Consider the following 26109-nt stretch of genomic DNA (forward strand, 5'->3'; position numbering starts at 1 on the left):
ACGCGCGAACGCCCAGTTGAAGGCCTGGCGCATCCTGCGAAAGCTCCGCTGCTGCCCACTTCGCGCAGGTCAGATCGTCAAAGCAATCCTCGTCCTACAACTCCGGGAAGCCCGCTGAAATAGGCTCAGTCATCCGTGACCGGAGACGTAACGACTGACCATGATGTTGTTGCGGCTATTTGGAGCCGATATGACACCATTAGAGGGGACGCCTATCCCCAGCATGTATCGCTGAAGATGATCCACGATGGGATTGATCAATGGACCGCAGAACTCTGAGCAGCGTAGATCTGTCGAAGGCTGCCTGGCAGAAGAGTGCCCGCAGCGGTGGCACGGGAGGTGGGTGCGTGGAGGTCGCGAGGAACCTGCCGGGAGTGACCGCCGTCCGGGACAGCAAGAACCCCGATGGGCCTGTGCTGCTGTTCGTGCCGGGCGAGTGGGGCGCGTTCCTCAATGGCGTCAGGCGTGATGACCTCACCGCCTAACGGGAGCTACCGATGAGGAGCGTGTCACCAGGTGCGGGCATCGGTGGTTTCCAGCTCGGGGACGGCGAAGAAGGCTTGGAGCCGGTCTCGGATGATCTGGGCGAGCTGGTCGGGGGCCATAGTCGTGCAGTCAATGCGCAGGACGTCGTATCCGGCCTGGACGAGGCGGGCACATGCCTGCCGGTAGAAGCGGGATTCGGCGTGGGAGGAGCCGGGGGCGAGCTGGAAGCGGTTGTGGGCTCCGCGGGACTCCAGACGAGCGGCGATCGTCTGCGGGTCGGCTTCGAGGACGACGGCCAGATCGGGGCGGTCGGCGTGGGCGTTCAGGCTCCACAGGAAGGCGGGGTCGACTCCGTCGAACCGCTGCATGACCAGGCCGGACGGCACGTAACGGTCGCAGAGGACGGTCTCGCCGGCCTCCAGCCGAGGCCGGATCTCGCTTTCGAGGTGGTGGTAGCGGTCTGCGCTGTACAGGCAGGCGAGGGCCGGTCCGCTGACGGTCTCGGTGAGGTTGCGGGCGAGGGTCCCGATGGGCCCGGTGGACGGCTCGGCGGTCGTGTGGACCTGCTCCCCGTCAGCGATGAGGAGCTGGGACAGGTGCGCGAGGATCGTTGACTTGCCCGCGCTGGACGGCCCGTCGATCGAGATGAACAGGCCTCGTTGATGGTCAGAAGAGGGCCGGAGCCGGGTCATCGGGTTCTTCCTTTCCCAGCAGGCCGAGAAGCGTCAGCCCAGGGTCAGAGTGGGAGGTCGCCAGATGGACGAGGAGCCGTGCGCAGACGATCGCGTCGTAGGCGGCTCGGTGCGGGCGCAGGTCGGGAGCGATGCCTTCGGCCAGGCCGAAGGCATCGACGAGGTTCCCGAGCTTGTAGGAGACCTGGCCAGGTGCAAGACGGCGGGCGGCCTTCAAGGTGTCGACGACCTCGATCGGGCTGAAGCCTGGGAGCGAGCGGGTGACCACGTCGAGATCGACGTGCGCGTTGTGGGCGACGAAGACCGCGTCGTCGAGATCCTTTCGGATCTCATCGGCGACCTCGGCCACCGTCGACGCAGCCGCCACCTCCTCGTCTCCGATCCGGTGGAAGCGCCGGGCCATCAAGGTGATCGGCCTCGGCGGGTTCACCAGCCACGACCGGGGCTCTCCGACCGTTCCGTTCTCGATCGGGACGATGGCGATCTCAACGAGGTCCGGCGGACGCTGGCCGTTGCCTTCGACGTCCACGACGGTGTAGCGGTGACTGTTCCACGGCTTGACGGTGTTCATGCGGGCTGTTCCCATCCGATCTCGGCGCGTCCGTGGCGGTTGAGCAGGTGCGGGTGCTCGGCGTCGTGGATCTGAAAGGCGAACTGGTGCTGGAGGAAGTACCGCGGTTGCTCGTCCCGGACTCCTTCGACCTGCGCCGCCCGCTCGGTGACGTCGAGCACCCTCAACCCTGCCGCCTCGGGCAGGTCCACAACGGCCTCTTGAAGCTGCCGTGCCGTGGGAACCTCGTGCGCTCCCGCGCAAAGCTGGAGCTGTCGGACCGGGCAGATGTCGCAGAGTTCGCGGATGCCGTAGTGCCCGTTGTAGTCCGGAAGCCCGTGGACGAAGGCCACGGCGCAGGAGGTCTTGCGGAACAGCACGGCCGAGCCCTCCGCATCTGCGAACGCTTCGAGAACCCGCTGTTCCAGCGTCTCGGGCACGATCTTGCGGCGTGCGGTGCCCTCGTAGGGCTCGGGCAGGCCGTTGGCCTTGTAGTAATCGGCGATTTCGCCCCGATAGAACAGCCCCGTGAAGACGGCGGCGTCCGCGTGCTTGGACAGTTCGGCGGCCGTGGCGAGGTGCTCCGGGCTGTCGTTGAGGCCGGGGACGAGGGGGCGCCAGTAGAAGACCGTCCGATAGCGGCGCAGCCGTAGCTCGTTGGCGAGCTTCATTGAGGCGGCAGCGATGCCGGAGGCGAACGGCTCAATGCGCTTGTCGGTGATGCCGGAGTAGGTGAACAGCAGCGTGACCTTCAGGTTCGCCAGCGCGTTCAGCCGTTCGCTGTCCTCCGGCTTAAGAACGAACCGGGTGATTACCAGGATGTGGTTGGTCAGGCCCCGGCCGTCGAGGTCCTCAAGGCAGGCGAACAAGTGGTCCTTCACCCCGGGCAGCAGCGGATCGGTCGCCCGGTTGAAGATCTGCAACGGCGTCGTGTGCGGCCGGAAGTAACGGTGCCCCACCAGCAGCTCGACGGCCTCAGCGTCCGACATGAGCGCGGTCGGCTTGCGGGAGTCCCATAGGCCGTAGGTGTGGCGGATGCAGTAGGCGCAGTCCAGCGGGCAGCCCTGGACGTGGTTGAGGGATAGCCCGGACTTGCGGTACTCCACGACTTCCTGCGCACGCGGCGGCAACGCGGCCACGGCAGCGGGTTCAAGGAGCGGAACGATGACCTTGCTCACGGAGCGCCTCCGAAGTATTACGGGGATGACGCCGTGAGGGTGACATGTGCGGCATAGCCGCATCCAGCAATGTTCTCGGGATTTCCGAAACATCCTCTAGACCCGTTCGGCCGAGAAATCGGCTGCTACTCCTCGTCGGAGGTTTCGCCGTCGGGCAACACGGCCCGCAGGTCCTCCATCACGCGGGTGACGATCGCCCGCATGTCCGAACCGTAGGAGGCCATTCCGGCCAGCGATCGGAAGATCCGCGAATAGGCCTCGGTCTCGTGCTGCTGCGCGAGGTTGAGTTCCGCGGTGAACGTCTCCACCAGGACCCGCTCGGAGTCGAACAGCCAGAAGCCGTGCTTCGGTGCCGTCACATACACGGTGCTGAAGCCGATGACGCCAAGCCGGACGTTCGGCAGCGTCGAGGCGGTGACCAGCCGATCGAGCTGCCCGAGCATGACCTCCGGCGAACACATTCGGTACCGCAGTGCGGCCTCGCTGACCACGAGGTGGAACCGCTTACGGCTGTCGTAGAGCACCTCCTGGCGGAGCATCCGGGCGCGTATCGCCTCGTCGATGTCGTTAGCCAGGCCGTGCATGGCGATGGCCTCCGCTATGCGCGCTCGGGCATAACCCGGAGTCTGTACGAGGCCGGGGATGTAACAGGGTTCGAAGACGCGAAGAAAGCTCGCACGTTGTTCGTGTTCGCCCCACTCGTTCTGATGGTGGCGCATACCGTCACGGAGAACCCGCTGCCATTCGGCATGACGTGACTCCAGGGTGCGCAGTGCGGCCAGCAGCGAATCGCGATCCTCACCGCTGGCCCCGGTCGCCTCGACCCAGCCCATGACGTCCTGCTCGGCGGGCGTCTGCTTGCCGGTCTCCAACTTGGAGACCTTCGACGGCGGCCAGCCGAGCGACTCCGCTAGCTCACGACCGGTGAGGCCTGCCGCCCGGCGCAGTTCACGAAGCCGCCCGCCGAGGGCCTCCCGCTCGTGATGAACGTTGGTCACTCGCTACCTCTACCGCACAACGTTCACGGGCTTTGAATCCGGGCGGCGAACTCGTCCCGCGACACCGACCGGTGGAAGGCGTCGTCCAGGGCGGTCGAGCACTCCACGACCACCGAGGGATCGGTGATGATCTCCGCGCCCAGAAGCTTGTGGTCATCGGTGAAATGCAGCTTCGCGACCCGGTTGGAGTCGAACACCCAGAAGTCGAACTCGGGCAGCCCGGCCGCGTCCCGCCGGTCGAGATAACGGATGTCCTCACCCGCCGCGTTGTTGTGCCGGGCCAGGTCGAGCCCGTATCGGGCGTAGTCGCTCAACGGCACCGACACGACCCGGACCCGCCGCATCGTCCTCCCGTCCGTCACGGCCTGCTTGACGATCCCGGTCCAGTTCTGGAACCACGTCATGTCCTCAGACTCACCTGCCAGGAATCGCCGCATCGGCTCGTACTCGCTCGGAGAGTCGTACCAATCCCGCACCTCCAGACGGCGCGCGGTATGCGCGAAGGTACGAAAGAGATCGACGAACGCCGGCCCGCTGACGAGACTCAACTCTCCTCCAGCGGCGGCCGCCCCTCGGTCGACGTCTTCCGCTGCCGGTTCCTCCGGGGGTCGACGCCCAGCGGGTTGTTCACGAACTCCAGTAGCTCGATCGGGATTTCGACGAAGTCCTCGTGGCCCGGAACCTCACCGATATCCGCGAGCGCCTGCCGATCCGTGACCTTGTACCCCTGGATGATCAAGGTTCCGCGATCGGTCGCGAAGACCGTGGGAGACCCGCCCTCGCCCGATCCTGAACCCAAGTACCTGACCCGCATCAGCCGCTCCGTACTCGAACTTTCGCGAACCTTTCTCCAGCCAGAGACCATGCGCGATCACCCTACGTCAAGGGGTTGTCGTAATCATGGCCGACCACGGCCATCCAACTGAGGCACTTCAACGGCCGTCCAGACTGGCAACGACAATCGTTCACTGAGGATGGAGGTCGCGAGGAACCTGCCGGGAGTGACCGCCGTCCGGGACGGTAAGAACCCCGATGGGCCTGTGCTGCTGTTCGTGCCGGGTGAGTGGGGTGCGTTCCTCCACGGCCTGAGCAGCGGCGACCTCACCGCCTGACAGGAACTGCCGGTCGCGTGCACCCGTGATGATCCGGTTGGTGGTACGAAGGGTCGCGAGACACGCTGGTTCGCCGGGGGCGCGGACGAATACCATTCACAGGTGGCTGAAGAGTCGGAAGACCCGCTTCGTGACAGGCGTGTGCCCTTCGATCTTGAGGCTTACAAGCTTCGGTCCAGGACCGGGCCCTGCTTCGTCTGTGCGATCGTGGCCGGCGATCCCGATCACGCCGATCACCAGGTCGTCTTCGAGGACGACGACCACATCGCGTTTCTCGCGAGGTACGCGACATTAGTCGGGTATGTGCTGGTCGCTCCGAAGGCGCATATCGAGCACGTGGTGCGGGATCTCGACGAGGGCGCGTTCGGGCGGCTGATGCGGGCCCTGGGAGCCGGAGCAGGCGGCCTCGCTCGCCGCGCGCATCCGCACAGCACTGGCCGGTCGATGAAACCCGGGGGTGCCAGGCCACGGGTCATCGACACAGGGTGGCACGACAACGCGGACGAGCCGAAGCTTTCCGGAAACAGTCCCTATGGCGCGGGCCGGCGTGGCTGGACGAGGTGGACCCGTGGGTCGACGTTCGCCCATTTCTTGTCCGCCGACAAGATCTCCGCATCAAGGAAAATGCCTGTTGCCAGCACGAACGCGTCGGGGAGCCGAAGGAAGCGATGTTCGGCTCGGAGTCGCGCGGCATCCAAGGCGATGTACTGGACCAGCGGCACCGGTGTCCCGAAGGCGGCACGGATCTGGCCTAGCCGCTCTACCATGCTCTGCCGACCTTGCCGGGCGGCCCCCACCAGGATCTCTGATACGACGCTGATGGGCACGAGGACGTGGTCGTTCCGTCGGCGTCGATGTCGGACGGCATCCGCCGAGACTTCGTGCAGCGCATCCTTTGGGTCGAACAACCCGAGCAGGACGCTGCTGTCGATGACTACCTTTCCCATTCGTCGCGAAGGCTCTGCAGGTCGGTTGCCTCGGCCAGCCCCGGAGCGGAGCCGATGAGGTCGTCGAGGGCCGAAAGATCTCCAGGGACGACGTGCGCCTCCACCGCCTCCACGACCTCCGGTGCCACGACCGCGGCAAGTCGGCGGCCGTTTCTCGTGAGGTAGACGACCTCACCCTCAGCAATCGCGGCGGCTAGATCGTCCAGATGCTCAGGCACCTCGGCCAGAGGCAATTCGTGCGCGTGGGTGGACACGAGTAGATCGTACCCCGGCCCTCCGTGGGCACACTGCGTTATCGCAAATATACGTTCCGGTGCGGCGATTCAACGTGTGGCCGGCTCCTGGGAGCTGGACGTGCGGGTTTGCATCGCGTGCTCGACGAGGGTGACCAGGACGTTCTTGCTGGACTCGCGGCGGCGGGCGTCGCAGAGGACGACGGGGGTGCTCGGCCCGAGGTCCACCGCCATGCGGATCTCCTCGATGTCGTACTGCCGGGCCCCCTCGAAGCAGTTGACGGCGACGATGAACGGCGTGCCGCGCCGCTCGAAGTAGTCGACGGACGGGAAGCAGTCGGCCAGGCGGCGGGTGTCGGCGATCACGACCGCGCCCATCGCGCCGAGGGCCAGCTCGTCCCACACGAACCAGAACCGCTCCTGGCCGGGCGTGCCGAACAGGTACAGGACGTGGTCCTCGCCGATCGAGATGCGGCCGAAGTCCATGGCGACCGTCGTGGTCTTCTTGGCCTCGATGCCCGACAGGTCGTCGACCCCGACGCCCCGGTCGGTGAGCGTCTCCTCGGTGCGCAGGGGCCGGGTCTCCGACACCGACCCCACCATCGTGGTCTTCCCGACCCCGAACCCGCCCGCGATCAGGATCTTGATCGCGGTGGGCAGTTTCGCCCGGCCGACGTCGCGGCTAGAGCGTCCGTAGTCCATTGAGCACCGCCTTGTAGGTTTCCAGGTCGAGAACGTCGGTCTCACGCGCGGGTTCCTGGATGGCCACGAATCCTCTGTCGACGAGGTCGCCGAGGAGGACGCGCACGGTCCCGGCCGGGAGATCGAGGTGAGCGGCGATCTCGGCGACGGACAACGGCCGGTCGCAGAGTTTGACGATCGTGTGATGCTCGGGTCCGAGACCGGGTTCCGCCGTGATCACCGGGTTGATGGTCACGACGAGGGTGATCAGGTCGATCTTGCCCCGGCTGGGCTGGGTGCGGCCGCGCGTCATGACGTACGGGCGGACGATGCGTCCGGCCTCGTCATCGAGCCACTGCTCGTCCGCGCTGCCGTCGGAGAGGCTCGTCATGTGGCGCCCTCATTCCTTGGGGAAGGGTTCTCCGATCGTGCGGGGGAGGTGAGGTACTGCCCGACGCGGGCCACGAGCATCGCCATCTCGTAGGCGACGAGGCCGACGTCGGCGTCCTGCGCGCACAGGACGGCGAGGCAGGCGCCCTGCCCCGCCACGGTGACCACCAGATAGGCCGACTTCATGGCGATGATGGTCTGGCGGACGGCTCCGCCCTCGAAACGCTCGCTGGCCCCCTGGGCGAGGCTCTGGATCCCCGCCGCCACGGCGGACAGGTGCTCGGCGTCCGCCTGGCCGAGTCCCCGCGACGAGGCGAGGAGCAGCCCGTCGGTGGACAGGACGATCCCGTGCTCGGCCTCCCTCACCCGCTGGACCAGGTCGTCCAGCAACCAGGTCAGATCGGCGGGGGAACTGGTCCTCTGCATCACTCGCTGTCCTCTTCTGCCTGCTCACGCGGTTCGCGGCGTCCTGTGCGCTGTTCCGGGACGGCCATGGCCGTCCGGTGGTCGTAAGGCGTCCAGGCCATCAGCGGGGCCGGACCGGGGGCTCGTCGTCCTCGGCCGGGCTCGCGGCCCGGCGGCGCGGCAGCCCGGCGGCCTCCGATCGCCCGCGTTCGGTGCCGCTCTGGAAGGAGCCCATCAGCCGCCGCAGCTCCTCGGGGGAGAAGTGGTCCTCCTCGTCCACCTGGGGCTCGGGGGCGGGGGCGGCCGGCTCGTGGCGCAGCTCGGGCGCGAGGTGCGCCTGGGCGACGCGGCGGGGCAGGCCGGAGGGGGTGAAGGCGGGCCCGTCCTCACCCCCTCCGGGTACGGCTTCTCGGGTCGGCCCCTGTGCCGGGCGGGCGTCGCGGGTCCCGTTCCCCGGGCGGCCGTTCAGGGGGTGAAGGTCCTGGGACGCGGCCTCCATGCCGGCGGGGCGGCCCTCGCGGGCGTTCTCCCGGCGCCCGCGGGACGTGCCGTCCGTCCCGGGCATCTCGCCCGCGGGCGGGGCCGGGAGTACGGCCGGGCGGGGATCACGGGTGATCGCCGGGAACTCGCCGGTGCGGTGCCGTCCCTGGGCCGGGACGGCGGCACCGGGGGCCGGCGCGTCGTGTTCGGTCATGGGCTCCGTGCCGGATTCGAGGTCGGCGTCGCCGTCGATCAGCTCGCGGGGGATCAGGACCACCACCGTCGTGCCGCCGTACGGCGAGGCCTTCAGCGTGACCTTGATGTTGTGACGGGACGCCAGGCGGCTGACCACGTACAGCCCGAGGCGCGGGGTGCCGGAGAGCTTGAACTCCGGCGGGTCGGCGATGCGCTCGTTGGCGTCGGCGAGGTCCTCCGGGGTCATGCCGAGGCCGCGGTCCTCGATCTCGACGACGTACCCCTTGGCGACCCCCTGGCCGGTGACCTGCACCGACGCGTACGGCGGCGAGAAGGAGACCGCGTTCTCGATCAGCTCGGCCAGCAGGTGGATGACGTCGCCGATCGCGCGGCCGGCCAGCTCGGCCTCGCCCATGGGCATCAGCGTGACCTGGGTGTAGTCCTCGACCTCGGCCAGCGCGCCGCGCACGACGTCGACCATCGGGACCGATCGGCGCCAGGCGCGGCCGGGGGAGGCGCCGGACAGGACGATGAGGTTCTCGGCGTTGCGCCGCATGCGGGTGGCCAGGTGGTCGACGCGGAACAGGTCGGCCAGCTCGGCCGGCTCGGTCTCGCGCCGCTCCATGGAGTCCAGGATGGTGAGCTGCCGGTGGACCAGCGACTGCGTGCGCCGGGCCAGGCTGAGCAGGATGCCGCGGTAGCTGCGCCGCAGCTCGGCCTGCTCGACCGCGACGCGGATCGCCGTCTGCTGCACGGTGTTGAACGCCTGGCCCACCTGGCCGATCGCGTCGTTGCCGGTGGCGAGCGGCGGCGCCTCCGCGGCGACGTCGACGTCCTCTCCGTGTCCGAGCCGTTCCACCACGTTCGGCAGCTTGCGGCCCGCCAGCTCCAGGGCGGCGGTGCGCAGCTCCTCCAGGCGCCGCACGAGGGCGCGGGCCGTGGTGATGGACAGGACGATCGAGGCGATGACCGCGATGAGCCCGAGCCCGCCGGCCAGCGCCAGCCGGACGACGACGCCGATGGCGATCGGCCGGGCGCGCTCGACCAGCGTCGCGCCTCCGGTGACGATCAGCTTCTCGACCTGCGAGATGACCGCGCTGGAGGCGGTCTTCCAGCGCTCGCCGTCCACGGGGGCGAGCTGGGGCCGGGGCGTGACCATCAGCTGGTTCTCCAGGCGGCGCAGGCGGTCGTACGGCTCGCTCTTGGCCATCTGGTCGAATGCCGGGCGGACGGGAGCGGGCAGCTCGGCGGCCACCTTGGAGAACAGGAACCGCTGGGTGCCCACGAGCTGGGCGAACTGGGCCCGTTCACTCTCTCCGGGGCCGCCGGCGGCCAGGGCTCCCGCGACCAGGGCGTCCTCCTGCGCGAGGAGCTCGTTGGCGCGGCTCAGCTCGATCATGGTGCGCGTGTCCTTGGCGAAGTCGGCGTCGTCCAGCGTCGCCATCGAGTCGTAGACGCGGTACAGCGCGTCGATGACCCGGGTGATCGTGACCGAGGCGCGCGCGCGGTCCATCAGGCCCTCGTCCACCTGCTCGCGCATCGGGCGGATGATCCCCAGCTCGTGGGTCGCCTCCTCGATGCGCCGCCTGAGGCTCTCGTCGGCCGCGTCCTGGACGGCCGCGCCGGTGACCTGCCTGCGGAAGTCGGCGCTCGCGTTGTCGGTCCTGGTCCGCTGCGCGCTCAGGGCGATGCGCTGCTGGCTGGAGCCCGGGGCGCCGAGCAGGACGAGCGTGAGCCTGCGCTCCTGCTGCAGTTCGATCCTCAGCCGCTCGCCGGGGTCGGCGATGCCGGAGTTCAGCGTGGCGACCCACAGGACGTTGAAGCCCTCACGCAGGGTGACCCAGGCGGCGAACCCCCACAGGGCGACCAGCGACAGCAGGAGCGCCGTGACCTTGGTCCGAATACGCGAATTACGGAAGCGCATAAGTCCATCCCTGGCGAGCGTCAGGAAGCCCATATCACGGTTCACGGCGCATAAGGCTCAGGTCACGCTATGGTGCTCTATTACGCCGCATCGCATGGCAATGAGGTATTCCACCGCATCGCACTGGGAACCCTAGCACGATGCCAAATGGTTCTCCGACAGTTCTGTGTCAGTTTTGTAAACATGTCGGGTTGCTTGTCATGCTTTGTGAGGCAGTATCACGTTTGGCGGCTGATGGGCGCTCTAGTGCTCCGACGGCGTGACGCTCCGTGCCAGGTGCAGGGCGCCGGCGACCACGGCCCGGACGATCGCCACCGGCAGGTACAGGTCCTTGTCGACCCACATCGGCGGGTCCTCGACGCGCCCGGCCGAGCGCAGGAGGTACTCCTGCCCCCGCTCTGCCGCGGCCGACAGACGCCGGCTCCTGGCGCTCCCCGCGGCGCCGCCCCCGGCCAGCAGGAGCTGGTACAACGCGTACGCCGTCTCCTCGGGCGTGCCGTCCCAGAGCCCCCAGGAACCGTCCGGGCGCTGGGACGACAGGACCCAGTCCGCCGCCAGCCGGACCGACCGGCGCGACGCGGCGCCGCCGAACTCGCCGAGCGCCAGCGCGCAGCTCGCCGTCGCGTAGTACGGCGAGACGTGCCAGCGGTCCGTCCAGCTCCCGTCCGCCCGCTGCCGCCCGCGCAGCCAGTCCGCCAGCCGCTGGACGGCCTCCGCGTAGCGCGGGCGCGCGTCGGGGCGCGCCACCATGTACTGGCCGAACGCGTCCAGCACGTGCGCGTTCACCGTCGTCGAGTAGCCGTCCTCGCCGTGCCACGTGCCGAAGTGCGTGCCCGTGTGGTAGGCCCACAGGCTGCCGGGCTCGCGCGGGACGTCGAGCAGCGCCAGCGTGTACAGCGCCACCGAGGTGGTGTCGGCGTCGGCGGGCAGCCCCGGCCCGGCCGCGACGCCGTCGGGGTCGATCCGGTCGCCGAGGCTCGCCACCAGCTCGCCGGGCACGTCCACGGGGACACCGGCGCGCAGCAGCCAGCTCAGCACCCACCCGCGCTCGAACACCGTGATCGGGACCGCGCACGGCACCGGGCCGCCGGACAACCGCGCCACGGCCTCCAGGTGCTCGCGCGCCGCGGGCGCCGCCCGCCCCGGGCCGCCGGGATCGCCGAGCCACGCCGCCGTGGCCGCCGGGGACGCGCCCACCGTCCCCTCGGGGGTCACCACGACGCCGGGGGCCCGCAGCGCGGCCTCGCCCGCGACCTCCAGGGCGTGCATCAGCTTCATCGGCAGGGGAGCCCCCTGCCGCAGGTGCTCGCGGACGAGCCGTACCCGGGCGTCGTCGATGTCCTCGGGGAAGGGAAGGAGCGGGCAGGACTCCCACGACCCCGGCACCGGGGAGCCGGCGAGGGCGCGGATGAGCCGGTTGATCGAGGTGATCAGCGAGGGGACGACGAGCTCGATCGCGGGCATGTCCGGCAGCGGCGCGACGAACCCGCGCCGCGCCAGCCGTTCGAGCGCGCGCAGGGCGCGTCCCGCGGCCTCCGCCACGGCCGGCGAGAAGGCGCGGGAGGTCCGGGCGAGCTCGGTCAGCAGCGCGTCCGCCGCGCTCAGCGTGGGGACGAGCGTGTAGTGCTCGTGCGGGCCCCACAGGCCGTCCGGGCGCTGGGCGTCCACGAGGAACGCGACCCGCTCGGCGTGCCCGGTCAGCCACGGGGCCAGGGCCGCCAGGCGCCCGGTCTCGTACACCGAGGGCGAGGCGTCGCCCCACGGGCGCGTGAGAAGCCCGGACACCAGGGCGCGTGCCTCGGCGGCGACATCGGTCAGCGCGTCACCGTGAATGCTCATAAGGCGCCCCAGTAGTCGGCGAGCCGGTAGAAGCCCGCGCAGAAGTCCATCTGGCGTTCGAGGTATCCGGCGATCAGAGGGTCGTCGTCCCGCAGAGGCCGGATGAGCTCCCTGGCACGGGCCGCCAGCTCGGCGAGGCGCCGGTCCACCTCCTCGCGGGGCGCGCCGAGCAACAGGGCGTTCAGGTCGCCCCACTCCACGTCCCGCCGGTAGGTCCCGAGGTCGTTCAGCAGGCGGATCACCCGCTCGACGGCCCCCGCCGCCTCCCGCACGGACGCGAGGTCGCCGGACGGCGCGCCGGTGTGGATCAGATGGGAGGTGAACACGAAGGTGAAGCCCAGGTTGCCGGCGTTGCCGAGGTACTCCTCCAGCGAGGGCACGGTGCCCGCGTCGCGCCACCCGCGCTCCCGGCGCATCGCCTCCAGCAGGGCCCGCAGCTCCTCGCGCCAGACGGGCCCGAGCACGGGGAAGGCGGGCGCGGCGGACAGGTCCCGCCGGACGTCGGCCAGGAAGCGGGCCAGGTCGTCGCCGGGGGCCGGGTCCGCGCCGTCGGCCGCGGCCAGGCACCGCCGGGCGATGTCGTCCACCTCCGGCGCCGAGGCCGCGACGTAGTCCACCTGCCAGTCGAGCCCGAACGCCCACAGGGTGGCCTTGTTGGCCATCGAGAGCTGCCCGGCGGTGAACCACGGGCCGCTGAACGCCATGGCCAGCGAGAGCGTGCTGGTCAGCGCGTCGTCGAACGGCTTGGCCGAGAACAGGCCCGGGTAGGCGTCGAGCCACTCCCGCATCTCCCGCTGGGAGCGCCCGGCGACCGCGCAGATCAGCCCGGACTCCGTGGCGTCCGGCCAGTCGCGGGCGGGAGCCGTCATCGCGTGCCCGGCCCGGGGCACTTCGCGGGGAGCAGCCGCAGCCCCACCCTGCCGCGCGGGCGCAGCAACGCCGTCGCCGCCGGCGCGGGGGTACGGCCGCCGAGCGCCGCCGGGCGGAACCGGCTCAGGATGGCGGCCATGATCAGCGGGGCGTCCATGTAGAACAGGTGCTTGCCGACGCACTGGTGCGCCCCGCCGCCGAAGGGGAAGTAGGCGTACCGGTGCCGCCGCTCGCCGCGGTCGGGCGAGAACCGCTCGGGGTCGAACTCCAGGGGCCGGTCCCACACCTCTTCGAGCCGGTGCGTGACGTAGGGGCTGATCAGCACCATCGAACCGGCCTTCAGGCGCGTGCCGCCGAGGGTCTCGCTCTCCACCACCGTGCGGGGGAGCAGCCAGCCGGACGGGTAGAGGCGCATGACCTCCTGCAGGACCATCTTGGTGTAGCGCAGCTCGGGCACGTGCGCGGGCAGCGCGGGGCCGTCGCCGACCACCTGGTCGATCTCCGCGTACACCTTCGCGGCCACCTCGGGGTGGGCCTCCAGCAGCGGCCAGGTCCAGGTGAGCGTCGCCGCCGTGGTCACCGAGGCCGCCGCGTAGATGCTGACGAGGTCGTCGCGGACGCGCCGGTCCTCGCGCGGGGTGCCGTCCGCCTCGCGGGAGCGGCACAGCGCGGAGACGACGTCGGAGCCGTCGTCCGGCTCCCGCCTGACCTGGCGGATCAGGGGAAAGATGATCTCGTCGATGGTCGCGACGGCGGTCTTGAAGGCCCGGTCGCCGGGCATCGGCACCCGGTACGGCATGAACGGCAGGAGGAGGCGGGAGAAGACCGCCGCGTCGGCCGTGTGGTAGGCGGAGGTGAGGCGCTCGCCGTCCCGCAGGGAGATCCGGTCGCCGAACAGCACGCGCACGACGCTCTGGTTGACGATGGCGCCCATCGTGCGGCCGGCGTCCATCGGGTCGCCCGAGCGGGCGCGCGCGTTCAGCTCCTCGATGCGCGCGTCGACGGTGGCGGCGATCGTCCCGGCGAGCGCGGCGACGTACTTCGGCGTGAAGAGCGGCTGGAGGATCCTCCTGCTGGCCTCCCAGCCGGGGCCGTCGCCGAGGATGCTGTCGCCGAGCAGGCGGCCCAGCGGCTGCCAGAACATGCCCTGGCGGCTGTAGTTGGTCCAGTTGTCGCGCATGACGTGCTGGACGTGGTCGGGGTGGGTCACCAGGTAGGGCCGCAGGACGCCGAGGTTCAGCCGGACGATCCGCCCGCCGGCCCTCCTGCCCAGATCGGCGAGGCCGTTCACGGGGTCGCGCACGATCGCCGGCGCCACCCGTGCCAGCACGCGTTTCCCGGTTCGGGCAGCATTGATTTCGACCGGCATCGCGACGTTCTCCACCCTTTCAATGACCCAGAAGCGCACCGTTACGAGGGGTTCCCTCGCCTGCCGGGGGCTCTACGTCGAACACCGGGTGCCGCACAAGCCGCAAATTTCCCAAGCGGCTACGCTTACGGCAAAGTGACACATGATCGACTTGATATCACGGTCATCTGACTTGGAGCAAGATTTTCGGTCAACGGTCTGGCCCGCTATGGCGGGTTGTGTCGTCCGGATATCCGCCGGTCCGGTGCCCCGTGACCGATAGATCCGGACTGGGCTAGTCTCGCCACCAGTGTCGGCACACGTCGGGGAGCTGAGCGTGGAACCAGTGTCGGTGGGCCTGATCGGGGCCGGTCCATGGGCGGAGGCCGTCCACGCCCCCATGCTCGCCTCGGGGCCGCACACCCGGCTCGCCGGCGTCTGGGCGCGCAGGCCCGAGGCCGCGGCCCGGCTCGGGGCGCCGGTGTACGAGCGGGTCGAAGAGCTCTTCGAGGTCTGCGAGGCCGTCGCGTTCTGCGTCCCCCCGGGCGTCCAGGCCGAGCTGGCCGTCCAGGCCGCCAAGGCCGGCAAGGCGCTGCTGCTGGAGAAGCCCCTCGCCGCGGACCTCGACTCCGCCCGGCGGGTCGCCGACGCCGTGGGCGAGGCCGCCGTCGCGTCCCAGATGGTGCTGACCTTCCGCTACGCCCCCGCGACCAGGGAGTTCCTGGAGCGGGCGTCCGAGATCGAGGCCTTCGGCGGGTACGCGGTGAACGTGTCCGGCGCCCTGCACACCATCGACTCGCCCTGGCGCCGCGAGCGGGGCGCCATCCTCGACGTCGGCCCGCACATGATCGACCTGCTGGACGCGGCGCTCGGCCGCGTCACCGGCGTGCGCGCCCACGGCGACCCGCTCGGCTGGACCGGGCTGCTGCTGGAGCACGAGACCGGCGCGGTCAGCGAGGCGTCGCTATCCATGGCCGCCCGCGCCGAGGACGAAGGCGTCTCCCACGTCGAGGTCTTCGGACGCCGGGGCCGCGCGTCCCTCGGCGGGGACTCCCTGGGCCCCGACGTCTTTCCGGCCATGGTCGCCGAGTTCGCCGAGACCGTGCGCCGCGGCGGCGGCCACCCCCTGGACGCCCGGCACGGCCTGCGCCTCCAGCAGATCATCACCGCCGCCGAAACCCAGCTCACCTGACCCACAACCCGCCGGGCATCGCCAGTCTGCGCCGCGACGCGGTTCACGCTATGAGCATGGCGACAGGTGCTACTTCTCGGCCGTGCCGGGTTCCCCGCTGATGGATTCCTGATAGATGTCCGCGTAGGTGCGCGAGTCTTTCACCAGGTCGTCGCAGAAGGCCGCGACGTCGTTGCCGATGAGCTCCAGGACTCCCTTGCCGGCCGCCACGCCCTCCTCGAAGAAATCGAGGATTCCCGAGAGCAGGGACCCGTCAGCCAGCCCGACCGGCCCCACCTTGAAGAAGTACCTCTGAATCTCCTTGTAGACGATCTCGTAGTCCCGTGGGAGGGCCTTGACCCGGGCCATGTGCGCCCGCCACTGCTTCTTGCCCTCGATGATGTCCTGGATACCCACGTCAACCTCCTAGCCGGCCCAATTTCCTTGCGACGTTCCTGTTCAACTGCTCGCGCCACCGGTCGCGATAGTTCCGGGCCCCTTCGCCGCCGGCCAGCGCCGCGCAGAAGCCCTCGATGTCGTCACCCAGCACCTCGTGAATGCTCTGCCCCTCGGACGCCGTCTCTTCGAGCAGCCCCAGAGCACCGTCGAGAATCGGCATCAGGTTGCGGCCGGTGAAGTCCGAGTAGGGGAAAAGATGAACCTTGATCTTCTGCCACGCCGCCTGGTAGTCGGCCGGCAATGCCTCGGCCCGGGCTTCGAACGTCTTCCATTCCCTGGTGAGATCGCTGCCTGTGATGGTCTCCCAGAAGTTCATTCCCCGCCCACCTTGAGCTTGTCGATCCGTGATGAGATGTACTCCCATTTCGCCCAGAACGTCGCGAGTTGTTCGCGCCCCGCGTCATTGAGCGCATAGAACTTGCGTGGCGGGCCCAGCCCGGACGGTCGTTTCGTGACCTGGACGAGCCCGTTCTTCTCCAGTCGCAGCAGGATGGTGTACACCGTTCCTTCGACGACGTCGACGAAGCCGAGTTCGTTCAGCCGACGCGTGATGGCGTACCCGTAGGTCTCCTCGCTGCCGATGATCTCAAGCACACAGCCCTCGAGTGTGCCCTTCAGCATCTCCGTCAGGTCGTCCATCCCGGTCCTCCTGACTCGCACTAGTACTCCGTGGCACCGAGTACCACTATACGGTACCACAAGGTAGTGGAGTGTCCGGCAAGCGGCGAGCGACGGCTGTCGCGGCGTGTCAGCCTGCTCAGCGCAGAGAAGTTCTGGAGCCGTCAAGGGCAGTGCGATGGGCGATCCCTTGCGCGTCACGACGGAAACACGGCCTGAAAGGCGTCCCGAACCGCCGTGCCGAAGGCGCGCCCATGAGCATTGTTCGGGGCGCGGCGGTGTTCTGGAGCGGTTTCGGGCAAGGGTGAGGAACGATCCCTTGCCCGAAACCGCGGAAGAACGCCGACTCTAAGGCGCCCCGAACCGCCGCGCCGGAGGCGCGGCAATAAGCACTGATACCGTTCCAGTGACGCGTGGCTGGGAGCGAAGCCGGTGGAAGTCCGGCGCTGTCCCGCAACTGTGAGATCCCCCCGGATCGAGCCAGGTCGCCTCCTGCCGCGCCGACGTCTTCAACCCTCGTGGAAAAGGGTGATCCGTCCCACATCAACGGGTCCCTCGTTTCCCGGCAACAGGAGGAACCCACGTGAGGCCCGTACGCACGGCCTTGGCGGGCGCGTTGCTGGGTGCGCTGACGCTGGCCGGATGCGGCCAGTCGACCGGCACCGCAGAAACCCCCGCCACCCCCGCCACCCCCGCCCCCGCGACCTCCGCGCAGGCCGGGGGCTTCCCGGTGACCGTCCAGGCCGGCAACGGCGCGGTGACCATCGCCAAGAAGCCGACGAAGATCATATCTCTGTCGGCCAGCCACACGGAGACGCTGTTCGCCATCGGCGCGGGCCCGCAGGTCCTCGCCGTCGACGACCAGTCGAACTACCCTCCGGAGGTCCCCAAGAGCGACCTGTCCGGGTACAAGCCCAACGCCGAGGCGATCATCGCCAAGCAGCCCGACCTGGTCGTCGTGTCCAACGACATCGACGGCATCGTCGCCGCGCTCACCAAGGTCGGCGTCCCGGTGCTGCTGGAGCCCGCCGCCACCAAGCTCGACGAGGCCTACGACGAGGTCGCCGACCTCGGGGCCGCCACCGGCAACGCCGAGAAGGCCGGCCAGGTCGCCGCGGACATGAAGCGGCAGATCGACGCGATCGCCGCCGCCGCGCCCAAGGGCAAGAACCTGACCTACCTCCACGAGCTGGACAGCACGCCGTACTCCGTGACGTCCAGCACGTTCCTCGGCCAGATCTACTCCCTGTTCGGGCTGACCAACATCGCGGACAAGGCGCCCGACCCGGCCGGCGGCTACCCCAAGCTGTCCAGCGAGTTCGTGGTCAAGGCCGACCCCGACCTGATCTTCCTCGCCGACACCAAGTGCTGCGGCCAGTCCAAGGAGACGCTCGCCAAGCGGCCGGGCTGGGCCGGGCTCTCGGCGATCAAGAACGACCAGGTGATCGCCCTGGACGACGACATCGCCTCCCGCTGGGGGCCGCGCGTCGTCGACCTCGTCAAAGTGGTGGGCGAGGCCGTCGGGAAGGCCTCCGGCTGAAACCCGCGACGGTCTCCTCCGAGCCCCCCTCGGAGCCACCCTCGGAGTCCCCGGCGCCCTCGGCGGCCCCGGGGGCTTCGGCGCGGTCGCGGAAGGTGGCGCTCACGGCCGCGCTCGCCGTGCTGGCCGTCTGCGTGCTGCTCGGGCTGGTGATCGGCGCGGTCGGCATGCCGGTGAAGGGCGTGGTGCTCGAACTGCTCGACCGGCTGCCCTTCGTCTCGGCCGACTCAGGGCTGTCGCCGGTCGAGAAGGGGCTGCTCGTCCAGCTCCGCCTGCCCCGGGTGGTGCTGGCGGCCGTCGTCGGCGGCCTGCTGGCGATGTCCGGCGCCGGCTACCAGGGCGTGTTCCGCAACCCGCTCGCCGACCCCTACCTGCTCGGCGCCGCCGCGGGCGCGGGCCTCACCGCCACCCTGATGATCGTGGTGATCCAGGTGGACGGGCTGGTGCCGCTCGCGGCGTTCGGCGGGGCGATCGGCGGGGTGCTGCTGGCGTACGCGCTCGGCAGCACGGCGGGGCGGGGCGGCGGCACGGCCACGCTGGTGCTGGCCGGGGTCGCGGTGTCCTCGTTCCTCGCCGCGCTCCAGGCGTTCGTGCAGCAGATCCGCGTCGAGCAGTTGCAGAAGATCTACTCGTGGATCCTCGGCGGCATCGGCGGGGACTGGTCGCAGGTGTGGCTGGTCGCACCGTACGCCGTGGTGTCGTCGGTGGTCCTGCTGGCCCACGGGCGGCTGCTGGACGTGCTGTCGGTGGGGGACGACGAGGCGGTCGGCCTCGGCGTCGACGCCCGGCGGGTCCGGCTCGTCGTCCTGTGCGCCGCCTCCCTGGCCACGGCGTCGGCGGTCGCGGTCAGCGGGCTCATCGGGTTCGTCGGCGTGGTCGTCCCGCACGTCGTGCGCCGCCTGGCGGGCGGCTCCTACCGGGTCGTCCTGCCGTTGTCCCTGGTGGGCGGGGCCGCGTTCATGGTTCTCGCCGACCTGCTCGCCCGCACCATGCTCGCCCCGGCCGAGCTCCCCATCGGCGTGGTCACGGCCTTCGTCGGCGCGCCGTTCTTCGTCGGCGTGCTGCGCGCCACCAGGGCGGTGAGCGTGTGACCAGGGAAGGCGAGGCCGGCCCGCGGCCGGTGGTGGTGAGGGACCTCGACGTCTCGCTGGACGGGCGGCCGGTGCTGTCCGGCGTCGGGCTGTCGGTGCGCGGCGGCGAGTGGCTCGCGGTCATCGGCCCGAACGGCGCGGGCAAGTCCACGCTGTTGCGGGCCATGATGGGCATGGTGGAATCCCGGGGCGAGGTGCTCGTGGACGGCGTGCCCGCGCGCGGCCTCAGGCCCCGGCAGCGCGCCCGGCTGATGGCGTACGCCCCGCAGGACCCGCTGCTGCCGCCGGCGCTGACCGTCTTCGAGTACGCCATGCTGGGCCGCACGCCGTACATCTCCTATTTCGGCCGCGAGTCCCGCCGGGACAGGGAGGTCACCGGCTCGGTGCTCGACCGCCTCGCGCTGTCCCCGCTCGCCGGACGCCCGCTCGGCCACCTGTCCGGCGGTGAGCGCCAGCGGGTGGTCCTCGCCCGCGCGCTCGCCCAGCAGGCCCCCGTCCTGCTGCTGGACGAGCCCACCAGCGCCCTCGACCTCGGCCACCAGCAGCAGGTGCTGGAACTGGTGGACGGGCTGCGCCTCGCCGACGGTCTCACGGTGGTGACCACCATCCACGACCTCGGCCTCGCCGGGCAGTACGCCGACGCGATGCTGCTCATCGCCGGGGGTCGGCACGTCGCTTCCGGCCCGGTCGGGGACGTGCTGACCGAGCCCCTGCTCGCCGCCCACTTCGGTGCGCGCGTCCACGTCCGCCCAGGGCCGGGCGGACGCCCGCTGGTCAACCTGGTCCGCCCGTGAGGAGCGCCCCATGCTGTCCCTGAGTCACCGGCACGAGGACGGCGCGCGCCTCGCCTCGCTTCTGTGGGAGTTCGGCCCCGGCTGGCGGATGATCTCCTCGGGCGTCCTCGGCGGCGGTATCGGCCCACGCGAGTGGGTGCTGAACGCGCAGGTGGTGGCCGCGTACGCGCGCATGGACCCGGTGGAGCACCTGCGGGAGCTCGCCCCGCCGGGCCCCGGCGTCGGCATGCTGACCGCGGCCTCGGTCGCCCACTACAACCGCAGGCAGGACGGGGGAGCGGAGGCCGTCGCGACCGTCGGGCTGCGGGTCCCCACCTGGGCCGCGTCGCCCGAGGGAGAGCCCGACCCCGAGCTGCGGCCCCTGCGGCTCCACCCCGCGGCCCCCGGCACGATCAACATCATCGTGGCCGTCCCCGTGGCCATGAGCGACGCCGCCCTGGTCAACACCGTGATGACCGTGACCGAGGCGAAGACCCAGGCCCTGATCGAGGCGGGGTACGCCTGCACGGGCACCGCCTCGGACGCGGTCTGCGTGGCCGCGCCCGACACCGGTCCGGAGGAGCCGTTCGGCGGCCCCCGCTCGACCTGGGGCGCCCGCGTCGCGCGCGCCGTCCACCACGCCGTGCTGGAGGGCGCCCACGCCTGGGCGGCCGCCAACGACCTGGAGCCCGGGGACGCCCCCGTGGCTACGGGGTGAAGGCGGCGGTGCCCAGCAGGCGGTCGATCTGGGTCTGGTCGCATTTGGCGGGCGGGCAGAAGAAGGTGATCAGCGTCACCGGGCGGCCCTGGCCCCTGTTCACGATGTAGACGACCAGGTCCAGGCGTCCCTGCTGGCCGGGGTCGTTCACCCCGCCCGTGAGCCGGAACGCGGGGCTGCCCGCGACCGTGGCCGATGTCGGCGCCGAGGCGAAGTCGGCCGGGCCCGGCAGGACGAAGCTCAGGCTGCGCTTGAGCGTCTCGGGCGCGTCGGAGGTGTTGATCGTGTCGTTGACCTTGGCGAAGACGCCCGTCGCGCGGTCGGGCTGGGTGCGGAGCAGCGCGTTCACCGCCGTCCAGTCCGAGGCGATCGGCACGGAGAACAGCGCGTCGAACTCGGCCGCGGCCGGGGAGACGATCAGGTACTCGTCGCTGTGCGTGCGCGCCTCCCACCCGCCGGGGTACTCGAACGCCACCGGCGCGGCCGTGCTGCCCGGGTACCGCTTGGAGCCCACGGGCGCCGCGCCGCCCTGGCCGAGCAGCAGCGTGGCGGCGACCGCCACCGACACCAGCACCGCCCCCGCCCCGATCAGCATGCCGGCCGGCAGGCGGCGCCTCTTGGCGGCGGGCCGCGCTCCCGGCGGGTGGGTGGCCGCGCCCCCGGCCGTCCGCTCCAAGCCGGGCGGGACGGTGCCGCCGCCGTGGACGGGGTGGCCTGAGTGCACGGCGGTGGGGGCGGTGAAGGGCGGCGTGGACTGGGAGAACTGCGCCTGAGGCTGGACGGGCGTCGGCGGGCCGGGCCGCGCGCCCCCGGGGAAGCCCTGCGGCGCGGGGACCGGTCCCGCCTGCTGGGGCGGCCACGACGAGGGCCGTCCCTCCGCCCCGGCGGCCTGGCGCGGCGGCCAGGACGGGCGTCCGTCCGGGCCGGGCTCCTGCCGCGGCGGCCAGGAGGACCTGACGTCCGGCCGGCCGGGGTGCTGCTCGTCCCCGCTGATCGCGTCGCGCAATGCCGCCACGAACCCCCGGCAGGTGTCGAACCGGTCCGTGGGCGACTTGGCGAGGGCCCGTGCCATCACGTGGTTGACGGCGTGCGGCAGGTCGGGCCGGTACGGGGTGAGCGGCGGCGGGTCGTGCGAGACGTGCGCGTACAGCAACGCCAGCTCGGTGTCCCGCTGGAACGGCGGCTGCCCGCTCAGCGCCTCGTACACCACGCAGGCGAAGGCGTACAGATCGCTGCGCCCGTCCACGACCTGGCCCCGGATCTGCTCGGGGGCGACGTAGCGCGGCGTGCCCATGAAGTGGCCCTGGCTGGTGAGGCCCGCCTCGGAGTAGGTGCTCTTGGTCAGCCCGAAGTCGGTCAGGTAGATGTGCTCGGGGCCGCGCTCGGACTCCTCGGTGACGAGGATGTTCGCCGGCTTCACGTCCCGGTGCACGAGCCCCTGCTGGTGGGCGGCGTCGAGCGCCGAGGCGATCTGCGAGAACAGCGCGTACGCGCGCGCCACCGGCATCGGACCGCTCGCCTGGATCACCTGGCGAAGGTCGGGCCCCTCGACGAACCGCATGGCGATGAACAGCAGCTCGCCGCTGTCGCCCGCCTCGTAGATCGGGATGATGTTGGGATGGTCGATGCCCGCCACCAGCCGTGACTCGCGCACGAACCGGTCGCGGAAGCGCTGGTCCTGCGAGAGCTGCGGCGCCAGCACCTTCAACGCGACCGTACGGCCGAGCCGCTGGTCGCGGGCGCGGTAGACCGTCGCCATGCCCCCGCGGCCGACCACCGCCTCCACGAGGTAGTCCGCCACCTGTGCGCCGATCAGTGGCGGCATCGAGAATCCTTGCTCGCTCATGGCCCCCCCGGGGCTCCTCGTTCGCTCATCGGTCCACCGGGTGGCCGCAGAAACCGCAGAATCGGTGCGCCTGGCCGAGCCGCATGCCGCACTGCGTGCAGAACCGCGCCTGCCCGCCCTCGGCGACGGCCCCGTGCCCGGCTCCGGCGTGCGGGGTCCCCGTGTGCTCCGCTCCGGTGGGCGGAACCCCCGTTCGCGGCTGCCCCGCCGTCCCCTGGCCCTCGCCGGCGGCGGGCATCGCCTGGGTGCCCTGGGACGGCCACACGTAGACGCCGGCCATCGCGTCCGGCGGCGGCTCGTCCCCGGCCGCGTTCGCCCGCCGCCTGCGCCGCAGCGTCAGCGGCACGGCGATCGCCACCGCGACCCCGGCGACCACCACGCCGATCGCGACGGGCAGCATCGAGGACACGCCCGTCACGCTCCGGGCGGGCGCGGCCCCGGGCGTCGTCGCGCCGGAGGGAGCCGTGCGGCCGGCGCGGGCGACGCGCAGGTGGTCCTGGGCCACGGCGTGGTCGGGCCGCAGCCTGAGCACCTGCTCGAAGACGGGGATCGCGTTGGCGTAGGACTTGTTGTGGAACGACGCGAGCCCGGTCTCGTACACGACGTCGACGGGCCCCCTGCGCGCCGTCACGCCCGCCGCGACCAGCGCCGCCCGCACGTCGTCCACCGGCGTCAGCGTCTCCGGGCTTCCGCCGCCCCCGGTGACCAGGCCCACGACCTCGCTCTTGACGTCGTCGATCACCGCCGCGCCGTCGCCGTCGTCGGAGAGGAACGCGTCGAGCTTCGCGCGCTCGGCCGCCTTGAACGTGCGCCCGCCCGGCGGGTCGAGGTGGGCGGTCTGCAGCTTGGGGGGCGCCTTGGCGCTCGGACGGGCGGGCAGTCCCGCGACGTCGACGGACTCGATGCCGCTGCCCAGCGTCGTGCCGAGGGGGACGGTCGGCAGCGTGGCGTCCTCGCCGCCCTTGGTGAGCTTGAGGACGGCCGGCGCCCCGGGCGAGGTGCCGGTGTGCAGCAGCTCGGCGGGGTACCCCTCCGGCGCGGGCGGGTCGGCGTAGGGGAACACGGTGACGTCGGTGGTGACGGTCGCCGAGCAGGTGGAGTTGCGGCCCTGCGGCGGGTAGCACGCCCTCAGGCGGGCGTTCAGGTCGGGGTCCTTCAGCTTGTGCTCGTCGAAGTCCGCGGGGATCTTCACCTTGAAGTACTCGGCGAAGATCTTGTTGGCGGCGTAGACGCTCGGGTCCTTCTCGGCCTGGACGACGCCGGTCGCCGTCACCACGACCCCGTCGGGGGCCACGGTGAACCCGCTGCCGGTGCCGACCGGCGTCTCGTACTCGCGCACGACGCGCCGGATGGTGCTCCGGTCGTCGAAGAGCGTGATCGACACGTGGGCGCGCGCCTCGACGCGGACCGTTCCAGGCGTCACGCGGTCGGTGGAGCCGCTGGGGTGGGGGTGCATCGTCCCCGCGTGGGCGGAGGCGAGCCCGGTGAAGCCGGTGAGCACAGTGAGGCCGAGCGATCCGAAGATGCCGAACCCCGCGACGAGGTGGTGCAGGCGGGGCATTTCCGCCTCCTGTTCCGGACCGAGGTGACTCCAGGGTCGCAGCGCGGAGTGCGGCGTTCAAGGCCGATACAGCCGCCGTCACGCAGTTGCAATCGCGTGTTGAACGATCTGCGACTGCGCCAATGATCTAGGGGTCGCTTGAAGCCCGCTTGTAGGTCGCTTGCGGACGCCCCCACGGCGATGGTGGCGGCCAGGATCGGGCGTTAGTGTCCAGGCCATGGCCGTGACGAACGCCCGTCACGACCCGGAGACGACCCGAAGGAGCGCCACATGACCGTCCGCGTCGTCGTGGCCGACGACCAGGCCATGGTCCGCGCCGGCCTGCGCATGGTCGTGGAGTCCGAGCCCGGCATGGACGTCGTCGGCCAGGCCGCGGACGGCGCCGAGGCCGTCGCCCTGGCCCGCCGCCTGCGTCCCGACGTCGTCCTCATGGACATCTCGATGCCGGTCATGGACGGCCTGGCCGCCGCCCGGCGCATCCTCGGCGAGCCGGACCCGCCCCGGGTCGTCATGCTGACGACGTTCGACACCGACGAGAACCTGTACGCCGCGCTGCGGGCGGGCGCGAGCGGGTTCCTGCTCAAGCTGTCGCCGCCCGAGCAACTGGTGGAGGCCATCCGGGTGGTCGCCGCCGGGGACGCCCTGCTCGACCCGGCCGTGACGACCCGCGTCATCGCCTCCTTCGCGGGCGGGCACGTGCCGGTCACGCCGCGCTGCCTGGACGAGCTCACCCCGCGCGAGCTGGAGGTGCTCAGCCACCTGGCCCGCGGCCTTACCAACGCTGAGATCCCGGGGGAGCTGTTCGTCGGGGAGGCCACGGTCAAGACGCACGTCGCCCGGGTGCTCATGAAGCTCGGCCTGCGCGACCGGGCTCAGGCGGTGGTGTTCGCGTACGAGTCCGGCGTGGTGCGGCCGGGGGCCGCGGCGGGGTAGTACGAGGCCCACCCCTCGTCGCCGAGCCTCAGCACCTTCACCCCGAGGTACCCGAGCACGAGCAGGTTGCCGCCGCTCCACACCAGGCTGCTCGGGCCGTACTCGGTGACGTAGGTCGAGCCCCAGGTGATCAGGCCCGCGACCGGGGCCCACCAGTGGGCGAACCCGGCCCGCCACAGCGCGACCAGCAGGAGTACCAGCCCGAGCGGGCCGAGGAACACCCACGGCAACTGGAAGGAGAAGACGACGCCGGGCAGGTCGTAGACCGCGTCGAACATCTTCTCGGCCTGGTCGGGCGGGTAGCGCTGCCCGAAGTACCACTGAACGGGGTCGCCCAGGAGCAGGGCGGACAGGCTGACGAACCCGAGGGCGGTCATCGTGCCCGCGATGTGGCCGAGCACGACCGCGCGCGTGCGCAGGAAGTGCAGCAGGCCGATGGCGGCGAGCGGCAGCAGCACCCAGCTCCAGTGGTAGAGGGCGGACTGCAGCTGGGCCATCGCCGGGTTGTCGCCGAAGCTCACGACCTCGCGCTCGTCGCCCCAGGTACCGGGGTCGGCGAGGGTGGCGGTGAGCTGGAAGACGCCGGAGAGGATCAGCCCCGCGCCGGTGGCGTACCGGCGGAAGGCGATGGAGCGGGACGGTCTCAGCATGACGGTTCCATGTCGGGTTCCTTGATGATGTCGAGGGTGTCGGGGCCGGGCCGGTCCATGCCGGTTCGATGCCTGTTCCACGGTCGGTCGGCGGCGGGTCCGCGGCGGTGGGGACGGTGAGCCGGCTGCCCGGCCCGCCGTCCCCGAGAGGGGGCCGGCACGGCGTCTGACCGTGCCGGACAGGACGGTACGTGCCGGGGGCCGCGCGGGTCGTCCGCCGGGCGGGTGACCCGCCATCCCTCTCACGGCTGAACCGGCCTGACGCCTGGACCGGCCTCAGGCCTCAACCGCTCTCAGGTCGAACCGGCCGCCGCCGGGGACGGGAACCCCGGCGGCGTAGGGGTTTCCGGTCGCCGCCGGGTGGCGGCCCGCCTCTCGTTGATCTCCCCGGGTTCCGGGTTTCCCGCGAGACGGCGCTGAG

General features: G+C 71.0%; 30 protein-coding genes, 1 pseudogene and 1 riboswitch. Of the genes and pseudogenes, 9 read left to right on the plus strand and 22 right to left on the minus strand.

Annotated elements, in window-relative coordinates; all coding sequences use genetic code 11:
• Positions 1-118, plus strand: a pseudogene (locus DQ384_RS23715) (IS5/IS1182 family transposase); the annotation flags it as partial.
• Positions 119-260: 142 nt separating this feature from the next.
• A complete protein-coding gene (locus DQ384_RS23720) occupies positions 261-485 on the plus strand; it encodes a DUF397 domain-containing protein (RefSeq protein ID WP_114031080.1) in 225 nt (74 codons plus the stop codon).
• A gap of 24 nt (positions 486-509) precedes the next feature.
• Here DQ384_RS23720 and tmk read toward each other — a convergent pair whose 3' ends face one another.
• From tmk to DQ384_RS23750, 6 genes are all read right to left on the minus strand, one after another.
• Positions 510-1178: a dTMP kinase gene (gene tmk / locus DQ384_RS23725; RefSeq protein ID WP_114031081.1), complete on the minus strand. Its 669-nt coding sequence runs from the start codon at positions 1176-1178 to the stop codon at positions 510-512.
• A complete protein-coding gene (locus DQ384_RS23730) occupies positions 1153-1749 on the minus strand; it encodes a 3'-5' exonuclease (protein WP_181871368.1) in 597 nt (198 codons plus the stop codon). The genes tmk and DQ384_RS23730 overlap by 26 nt, the downstream gene beginning before the upstream one ends.
• Positions 1746-2906 (minus strand): radical SAM family protein, encoded by a 1161-nt coding sequence (locus tag DQ384_RS23735; RefSeq protein ID WP_220183101.1) that lies wholly within the window; start codon positions 2904-2906, stop codon positions 1746-1748. The genes DQ384_RS23730 and DQ384_RS23735 overlap by 4 nt, the downstream gene beginning before the upstream one ends.
• A 125-nt stretch (positions 2907-3031) precedes the next feature.
• A complete protein-coding gene (locus DQ384_RS23740) occupies positions 3032-3904 on the minus strand; it encodes a helix-turn-helix domain-containing protein (protein WP_114031083.1) in 873 nt (290 codons plus the stop codon).
• 23 nt (positions 3905-3927) lie between these two features.
• Positions 3928-4452, minus strand: coding sequence for a DUF6879 family protein (locus DQ384_RS23745; protein ID WP_181871369.1), 525 nt, complete (start codon positions 4450-4452; stop codon positions 3928-3930).
• Complete coding sequence (locus tag DQ384_RS23750) at positions 4449-4718, minus strand: hypothetical protein (protein WP_220183103.1); 270 nt, start codon at positions 4716-4718, stop codon at positions 4449-4451. Before DQ384_RS23750 ends, DQ384_RS23745 begins: the two co-directional genes overlap by 4 nt.
• A 160-nt stretch (positions 4719-4878) precedes the next feature.
• On the opposite strand from DQ384_RS23750, the gene DQ384_RS23755 reads away from it, so the two are divergent.
• Entirely contained in the window at positions 4879-5016 is a 138-nt protein-coding gene (locus DQ384_RS23755; protein ID WP_114031084.1) for a DUF397 domain-containing protein, read from the plus strand.
• Between the two features lie 96 nt (positions 5017-5112).
• Here the strand turns inward: DQ384_RS23755 and DQ384_RS41460 are convergent, their stop codons facing one another.
• From DQ384_RS41460 to DQ384_RS23805, 10 genes are all read right to left on the minus strand, one after another.
• Positions 5113-5280, minus strand: coding sequence for a hypothetical protein (locus DQ384_RS41460; RefSeq protein ID WP_181871370.1), 168 nt, complete (start codon positions 5278-5280; stop codon positions 5113-5115).
• Between the two features lie 266 nt (positions 5281-5546).
• The gene (locus DQ384_RS23765; protein WP_114031085.1) at positions 5547-5963 is read right to left on the minus strand and encodes a type II toxin-antitoxin system VapC family toxin; all 417 of its coding nucleotides are present in this window, start codon (positions 5961-5963) and stop codon (positions 5547-5549) included.
• A complete protein-coding gene (locus tag DQ384_RS23770) occupies positions 5951-6217 on the minus strand; it encodes a hypothetical protein (RefSeq protein WP_114031086.1) in 267 nt (88 codons plus the stop codon). The genes DQ384_RS23765 and DQ384_RS23770 overlap by 13 nt, the downstream gene beginning before the upstream one ends.
• A 69-nt stretch (positions 6218-6286) precedes the next feature.
• On the minus strand, positions 6287-6898 hold the full coding sequence (locus DQ384_RS23775) for a GTP-binding protein (RefSeq protein ID WP_114031087.1): 612 nt from the start codon (positions 6896-6898) through the stop codon (positions 6287-6289).
• Positions 6879-7268, minus strand: a complete 390-nt coding sequence (locus DQ384_RS23780; protein WP_114031088.1) for a DUF742 domain-containing protein — start codon at positions 7266-7268, stop codon at positions 6879-6881. The genes DQ384_RS23775 and DQ384_RS23780 overlap by 20 nt, the downstream gene beginning before the upstream one ends.
• Positions 7265-7693 carry a roadblock/LC7 domain-containing protein gene (locus DQ384_RS23785; protein WP_220183104.1) on the minus strand — a complete coding sequence of 143 codons (429 nt, stop codon included), beginning with the start codon at positions 7691-7693 and terminating at the stop codon, positions 7265-7267. Before DQ384_RS23785 ends, DQ384_RS23780 begins: the two co-directional genes overlap by 4 nt.
• A 100-nt stretch (positions 7694-7793) precedes the next feature.
• The gene (locus DQ384_RS23790) at positions 7794-10271 is read right to left on the minus strand and encodes a nitrate- and nitrite sensing domain-containing protein (RefSeq protein ID WP_114031090.1); all 2478 of its coding nucleotides are present in this window, start codon (positions 10269-10271) and stop codon (positions 7794-7796) included.
• A 243-nt stretch (positions 10272-10514) separates the two neighbouring features.
• Entirely contained in the window at positions 10515-12110 is a 1596-nt protein-coding gene (locus DQ384_RS23795) for a prenyltransferase/squalene oxidase repeat-containing protein (RefSeq protein ID WP_114031091.1), read from the minus strand.
• Positions 12107-12979: a terpene synthase family protein gene (locus DQ384_RS23800; RefSeq protein ID WP_114031283.1), complete on the minus strand. Its 873-nt coding sequence runs from the start codon at positions 12977-12979 to the stop codon at positions 12107-12109. The genes DQ384_RS23795 and DQ384_RS23800 overlap by 4 nt, the downstream gene beginning before the upstream one ends.
• Positions 12976-14310, minus strand: a complete 1335-nt coding sequence (locus tag DQ384_RS23805) for a cytochrome P450 (RefSeq protein ID WP_181871371.1) — start codon at positions 14308-14310, stop codon at positions 12976-12978. The genes DQ384_RS23800 and DQ384_RS23805 overlap by 4 nt, the downstream gene beginning before the upstream one ends.
• A 355-nt stretch (positions 14311-14665) precedes the next feature.
• Between DQ384_RS23805 and DQ384_RS23810 the strand changes: the two genes are divergently transcribed.
• Positions 14666-15520 (plus strand): Gfo/Idh/MocA family protein, encoded by an 855-nt coding sequence (locus tag DQ384_RS23810; protein WP_114031284.1) that lies wholly within the window; start codon positions 14666-14668, stop codon positions 15518-15520.
• Between the two features lie 69 nt (positions 15521-15589).
• Here the strand turns inward: DQ384_RS23810 and DQ384_RS23815 are convergent, their stop codons facing one another.
• Genes DQ384_RS23815 through DQ384_RS23825 form a run of 3 tightly spaced genes read right to left on the minus strand, consistent with a single transcriptional unit; the run spans position 15590 to position 16597 of the window.
• Positions 15590-15916 (minus strand): DUF1048 domain-containing protein, encoded by a 327-nt coding sequence (locus tag DQ384_RS23815; protein ID WP_114031093.1) that lies wholly within the window; start codon positions 15914-15916, stop codon positions 15590-15592.
• A 1-nt stretch (position 15917) separates the two neighbouring features.
• Positions 15918-16274 (minus strand): DUF1048 domain-containing protein, encoded by a 357-nt coding sequence (locus DQ384_RS23820; protein WP_114031094.1) that lies wholly within the window; start codon positions 16272-16274, stop codon positions 15918-15920.
• A complete protein-coding gene (locus tag DQ384_RS23825) occupies positions 16271-16597 on the minus strand; it encodes a PadR family transcriptional regulator (RefSeq protein WP_114031095.1) in 327 nt (108 codons plus the stop codon). Before DQ384_RS23825 ends, DQ384_RS23820 begins: the two co-directional genes overlap by 4 nt.
• Before the next feature lie 407 nt (positions 16598-17004).
• Positions 17005-17061: riboswitch (cobalamin riboswitch) on the plus strand.
• A gap of 98 nt (positions 17062-17159) precedes the next feature.
• Here DQ384_RS23825 and DQ384_RS23830 point away from each other — a divergent pair.
• The 4 genes from DQ384_RS23830 to DQ384_RS23845 all read left to right on the plus strand — a co-directional run bounded on the left by DQ384_RS23830 (position 17160) and on the right by DQ384_RS23845 (position 20698).
• The gene (locus DQ384_RS23830; protein WP_114031096.1) at positions 17160-18116 is read left to right on the plus strand and encodes an ABC transporter substrate-binding protein; all 957 of its coding nucleotides are present in this window, start codon (positions 17160-17162) and stop codon (positions 18114-18116) included.
• Positions 18117-18211: 95 nt separating this feature from the next.
• The gene (locus DQ384_RS23835) at positions 18212-19207 is read left to right on the plus strand and encodes a FecCD family ABC transporter permease (RefSeq protein ID WP_245966725.1); all 996 of its coding nucleotides are present in this window, start codon (positions 18212-18214) and stop codon (positions 19205-19207) included.
• Positions 19204-20001 (plus strand): ABC transporter ATP-binding protein, encoded by a 798-nt coding sequence (locus DQ384_RS23840; RefSeq protein ID WP_220183105.1) that lies wholly within the window; start codon positions 19204-19206, stop codon positions 19999-20001. Before DQ384_RS23835 ends, DQ384_RS23840 begins: the two co-directional genes overlap by 4 nt.
• Before the next feature lie 10 nt (positions 20002-20011).
• Positions 20012-20698, plus strand: coding sequence for an adenosylcobinamide amidohydrolase (locus tag DQ384_RS23845; RefSeq protein WP_114031097.1), 687 nt, complete (start codon positions 20012-20014; stop codon positions 20696-20698).
• Here the strand turns inward: DQ384_RS23845 and DQ384_RS42305 are convergent.
• Positions 20688-22544 carry a serine/threonine-protein kinase gene (locus DQ384_RS42305; protein WP_114031098.1) on the minus strand — a complete coding sequence of 619 codons (1857 nt, stop codon included), beginning with the start codon at positions 22542-22544 and terminating at the stop codon, positions 20688-20690. The genes DQ384_RS23845 and DQ384_RS42305 overlap by 11 nt on opposite strands.
• A 25-nt stretch (positions 22545-22569) precedes the next feature.
• Positions 22570-24105, minus strand: a complete 1536-nt coding sequence (locus DQ384_RS23855; RefSeq protein ID WP_114031099.1) for a zinc ribbon domain-containing protein — start codon at positions 24103-24105, stop codon at positions 22570-22572.
• A 270-nt stretch (positions 24106-24375) separates the two neighbouring features.
• Between DQ384_RS23855 and DQ384_RS23860 the strand changes: the two genes are divergently transcribed.
• The gene (locus tag DQ384_RS23860) at positions 24376-25038 is read left to right on the plus strand and encodes a response regulator (protein ID WP_114031100.1); all 663 of its coding nucleotides are present in this window, start codon (positions 24376-24378) and stop codon (positions 25036-25038) included.
• Here the strand turns inward: DQ384_RS23860 and DQ384_RS23865 are convergent.
• Positions 24978-25688 carry a hypothetical protein gene (locus DQ384_RS23865; RefSeq protein WP_114031101.1) on the minus strand — a complete coding sequence of 237 codons (711 nt, stop codon included), beginning with the start codon at positions 25686-25688 and terminating at the stop codon, positions 24978-24980. The genes DQ384_RS23860 and DQ384_RS23865 overlap by 61 nt on opposite strands.
• Positions 25689-26109: the final 421 nt, after the last annotated feature.

Origin of the sequence: Sphaerisporangium album, assembly GCF_003323745.1 — a bacterium.
GTDB classification, from domain to species: Bacteria; Actinomycetota; Actinomycetes; order Streptosporangiales; family Streptosporangiaceae; genus Sphaerisporangium; species Sphaerisporangium album.

Bases quoted from the DNA above. Each gene is read 5' to 3' on its own strand.
- DQ384_RS23755 (WP_114031084.1), top strand. From the start codon at position 4,879: ATGGAGGTCGCGAGGAACCTGCCGGGAGTGACCGCCGTCCGGGACGGT.
- DQ384_RS42305 (WP_114031098.1), bottom strand. From the start codon at position 22,544: ATGAGCGAGCAAGGATTCTCGATGCCGCCACTGATCGGCGCACAGGTG.
- DQ384_RS23765 (WP_114031085.1), bottom strand. From the start codon at position 5,963: ATGGGAAAGGTAGTCATCGACAGCAGCGTCCTGCTCGGGTTGTTCGAC.
- DQ384_RS23785 (WP_220183104.1), bottom strand. From the start codon at position 7,693: ATGCAGAGGACCAGTTCCCCCGCCGATCTGACCTGGTTGCTGGACGAC.
- DQ384_RS23730 (WP_181871368.1), bottom strand. From the start codon at position 1,749: ATGAACACCGTCAAGCCGTGGAACAGTCACCGCTACACCGTCGTGGAC.
- DQ384_RS23800 (WP_114031283.1), bottom strand. From the start codon at position 12,979: ATGACGGCTCCCGCCCGCGACTGGCCGGACGCCACGGAGTCCGGGCTG.
- DQ384_RS23775 (WP_114031087.1), bottom strand. From the start codon at position 6,898: ATGGACTACGGACGCTCTAGCCGCGACGTCGGCCGGGCGAAACTGCCC.
- DQ384_RS23845 (WP_114031097.1), top strand. From the start codon at position 20,012: ATGCTGTCCCTGAGTCACCGGCACGAGGACGGCGCGCGCCTCGCCTCG.
- DQ384_RS23790 (WP_114031090.1), bottom strand. From the start codon at position 10,271: ATGCGCTTCCGTAATTCGCGTATTCGGACCAAGGTCACGGCGCTCCTG.
- DQ384_RS23750 (WP_220183103.1), bottom strand. From the start codon at position 4,718: ATGCGGGTCAGGTACTTGGGTTCAGGATCGGGCGAGGGCGGGTCTCCC.
- DQ384_RS23825 (WP_114031095.1), bottom strand. From the start codon at position 16,597: ATGGACGACCTGACGGAGATGCTGAAGGGCACACTCGAGGGCTGTGTG.
- DQ384_RS23855 (WP_114031099.1), bottom strand. From the start codon at position 24,105: ATGCCCCGCCTGCACCACCTCGTCGCGGGGTTCGGCATCTTCGGATCG.
- DQ384_RS23720 (WP_114031080.1), top strand. From the start codon at position 261: ATGGACCGCAGAACTCTGAGCAGCGTAGATCTGTCGAAGGCTGCCTGG.
- DQ384_RS23795 (WP_114031091.1), bottom strand. From the start codon at position 12,110: ATGAGCATTCACGGTGACGCGCTGACCGATGTCGCCGCCGAGGCACGC.
- DQ384_RS23860 (WP_114031100.1), top strand. From the start codon at position 24,376: ATGACCGTCCGCGTCGTCGTGGCCGACGACCAGGCCATGGTCCGCGCC.
- tmk (WP_114031081.1), bottom strand. From the start codon at position 1,178: ATGACCCGGCTCCGGCCCTCTTCTGACCATCAACGAGGCCTGTTCATC.
- DQ384_RS23820 (WP_114031094.1), bottom strand. From the start codon at position 16,274: ATGAACTTCTGGGAGACCATCACAGGCAGCGATCTCACCAGGGAATGG.
- DQ384_RS23780 (WP_114031088.1), bottom strand. From the start codon at position 7,268: ATGACGAGCCTCTCCGACGGCAGCGCGGACGAGCAGTGGCTCGATGAC.
- DQ384_RS23865 (WP_114031101.1), bottom strand. From the start codon at position 25,688: ATGCTGAGACCGTCCCGCTCCATCGCCTTCCGCCGGTACGCCACCGGC.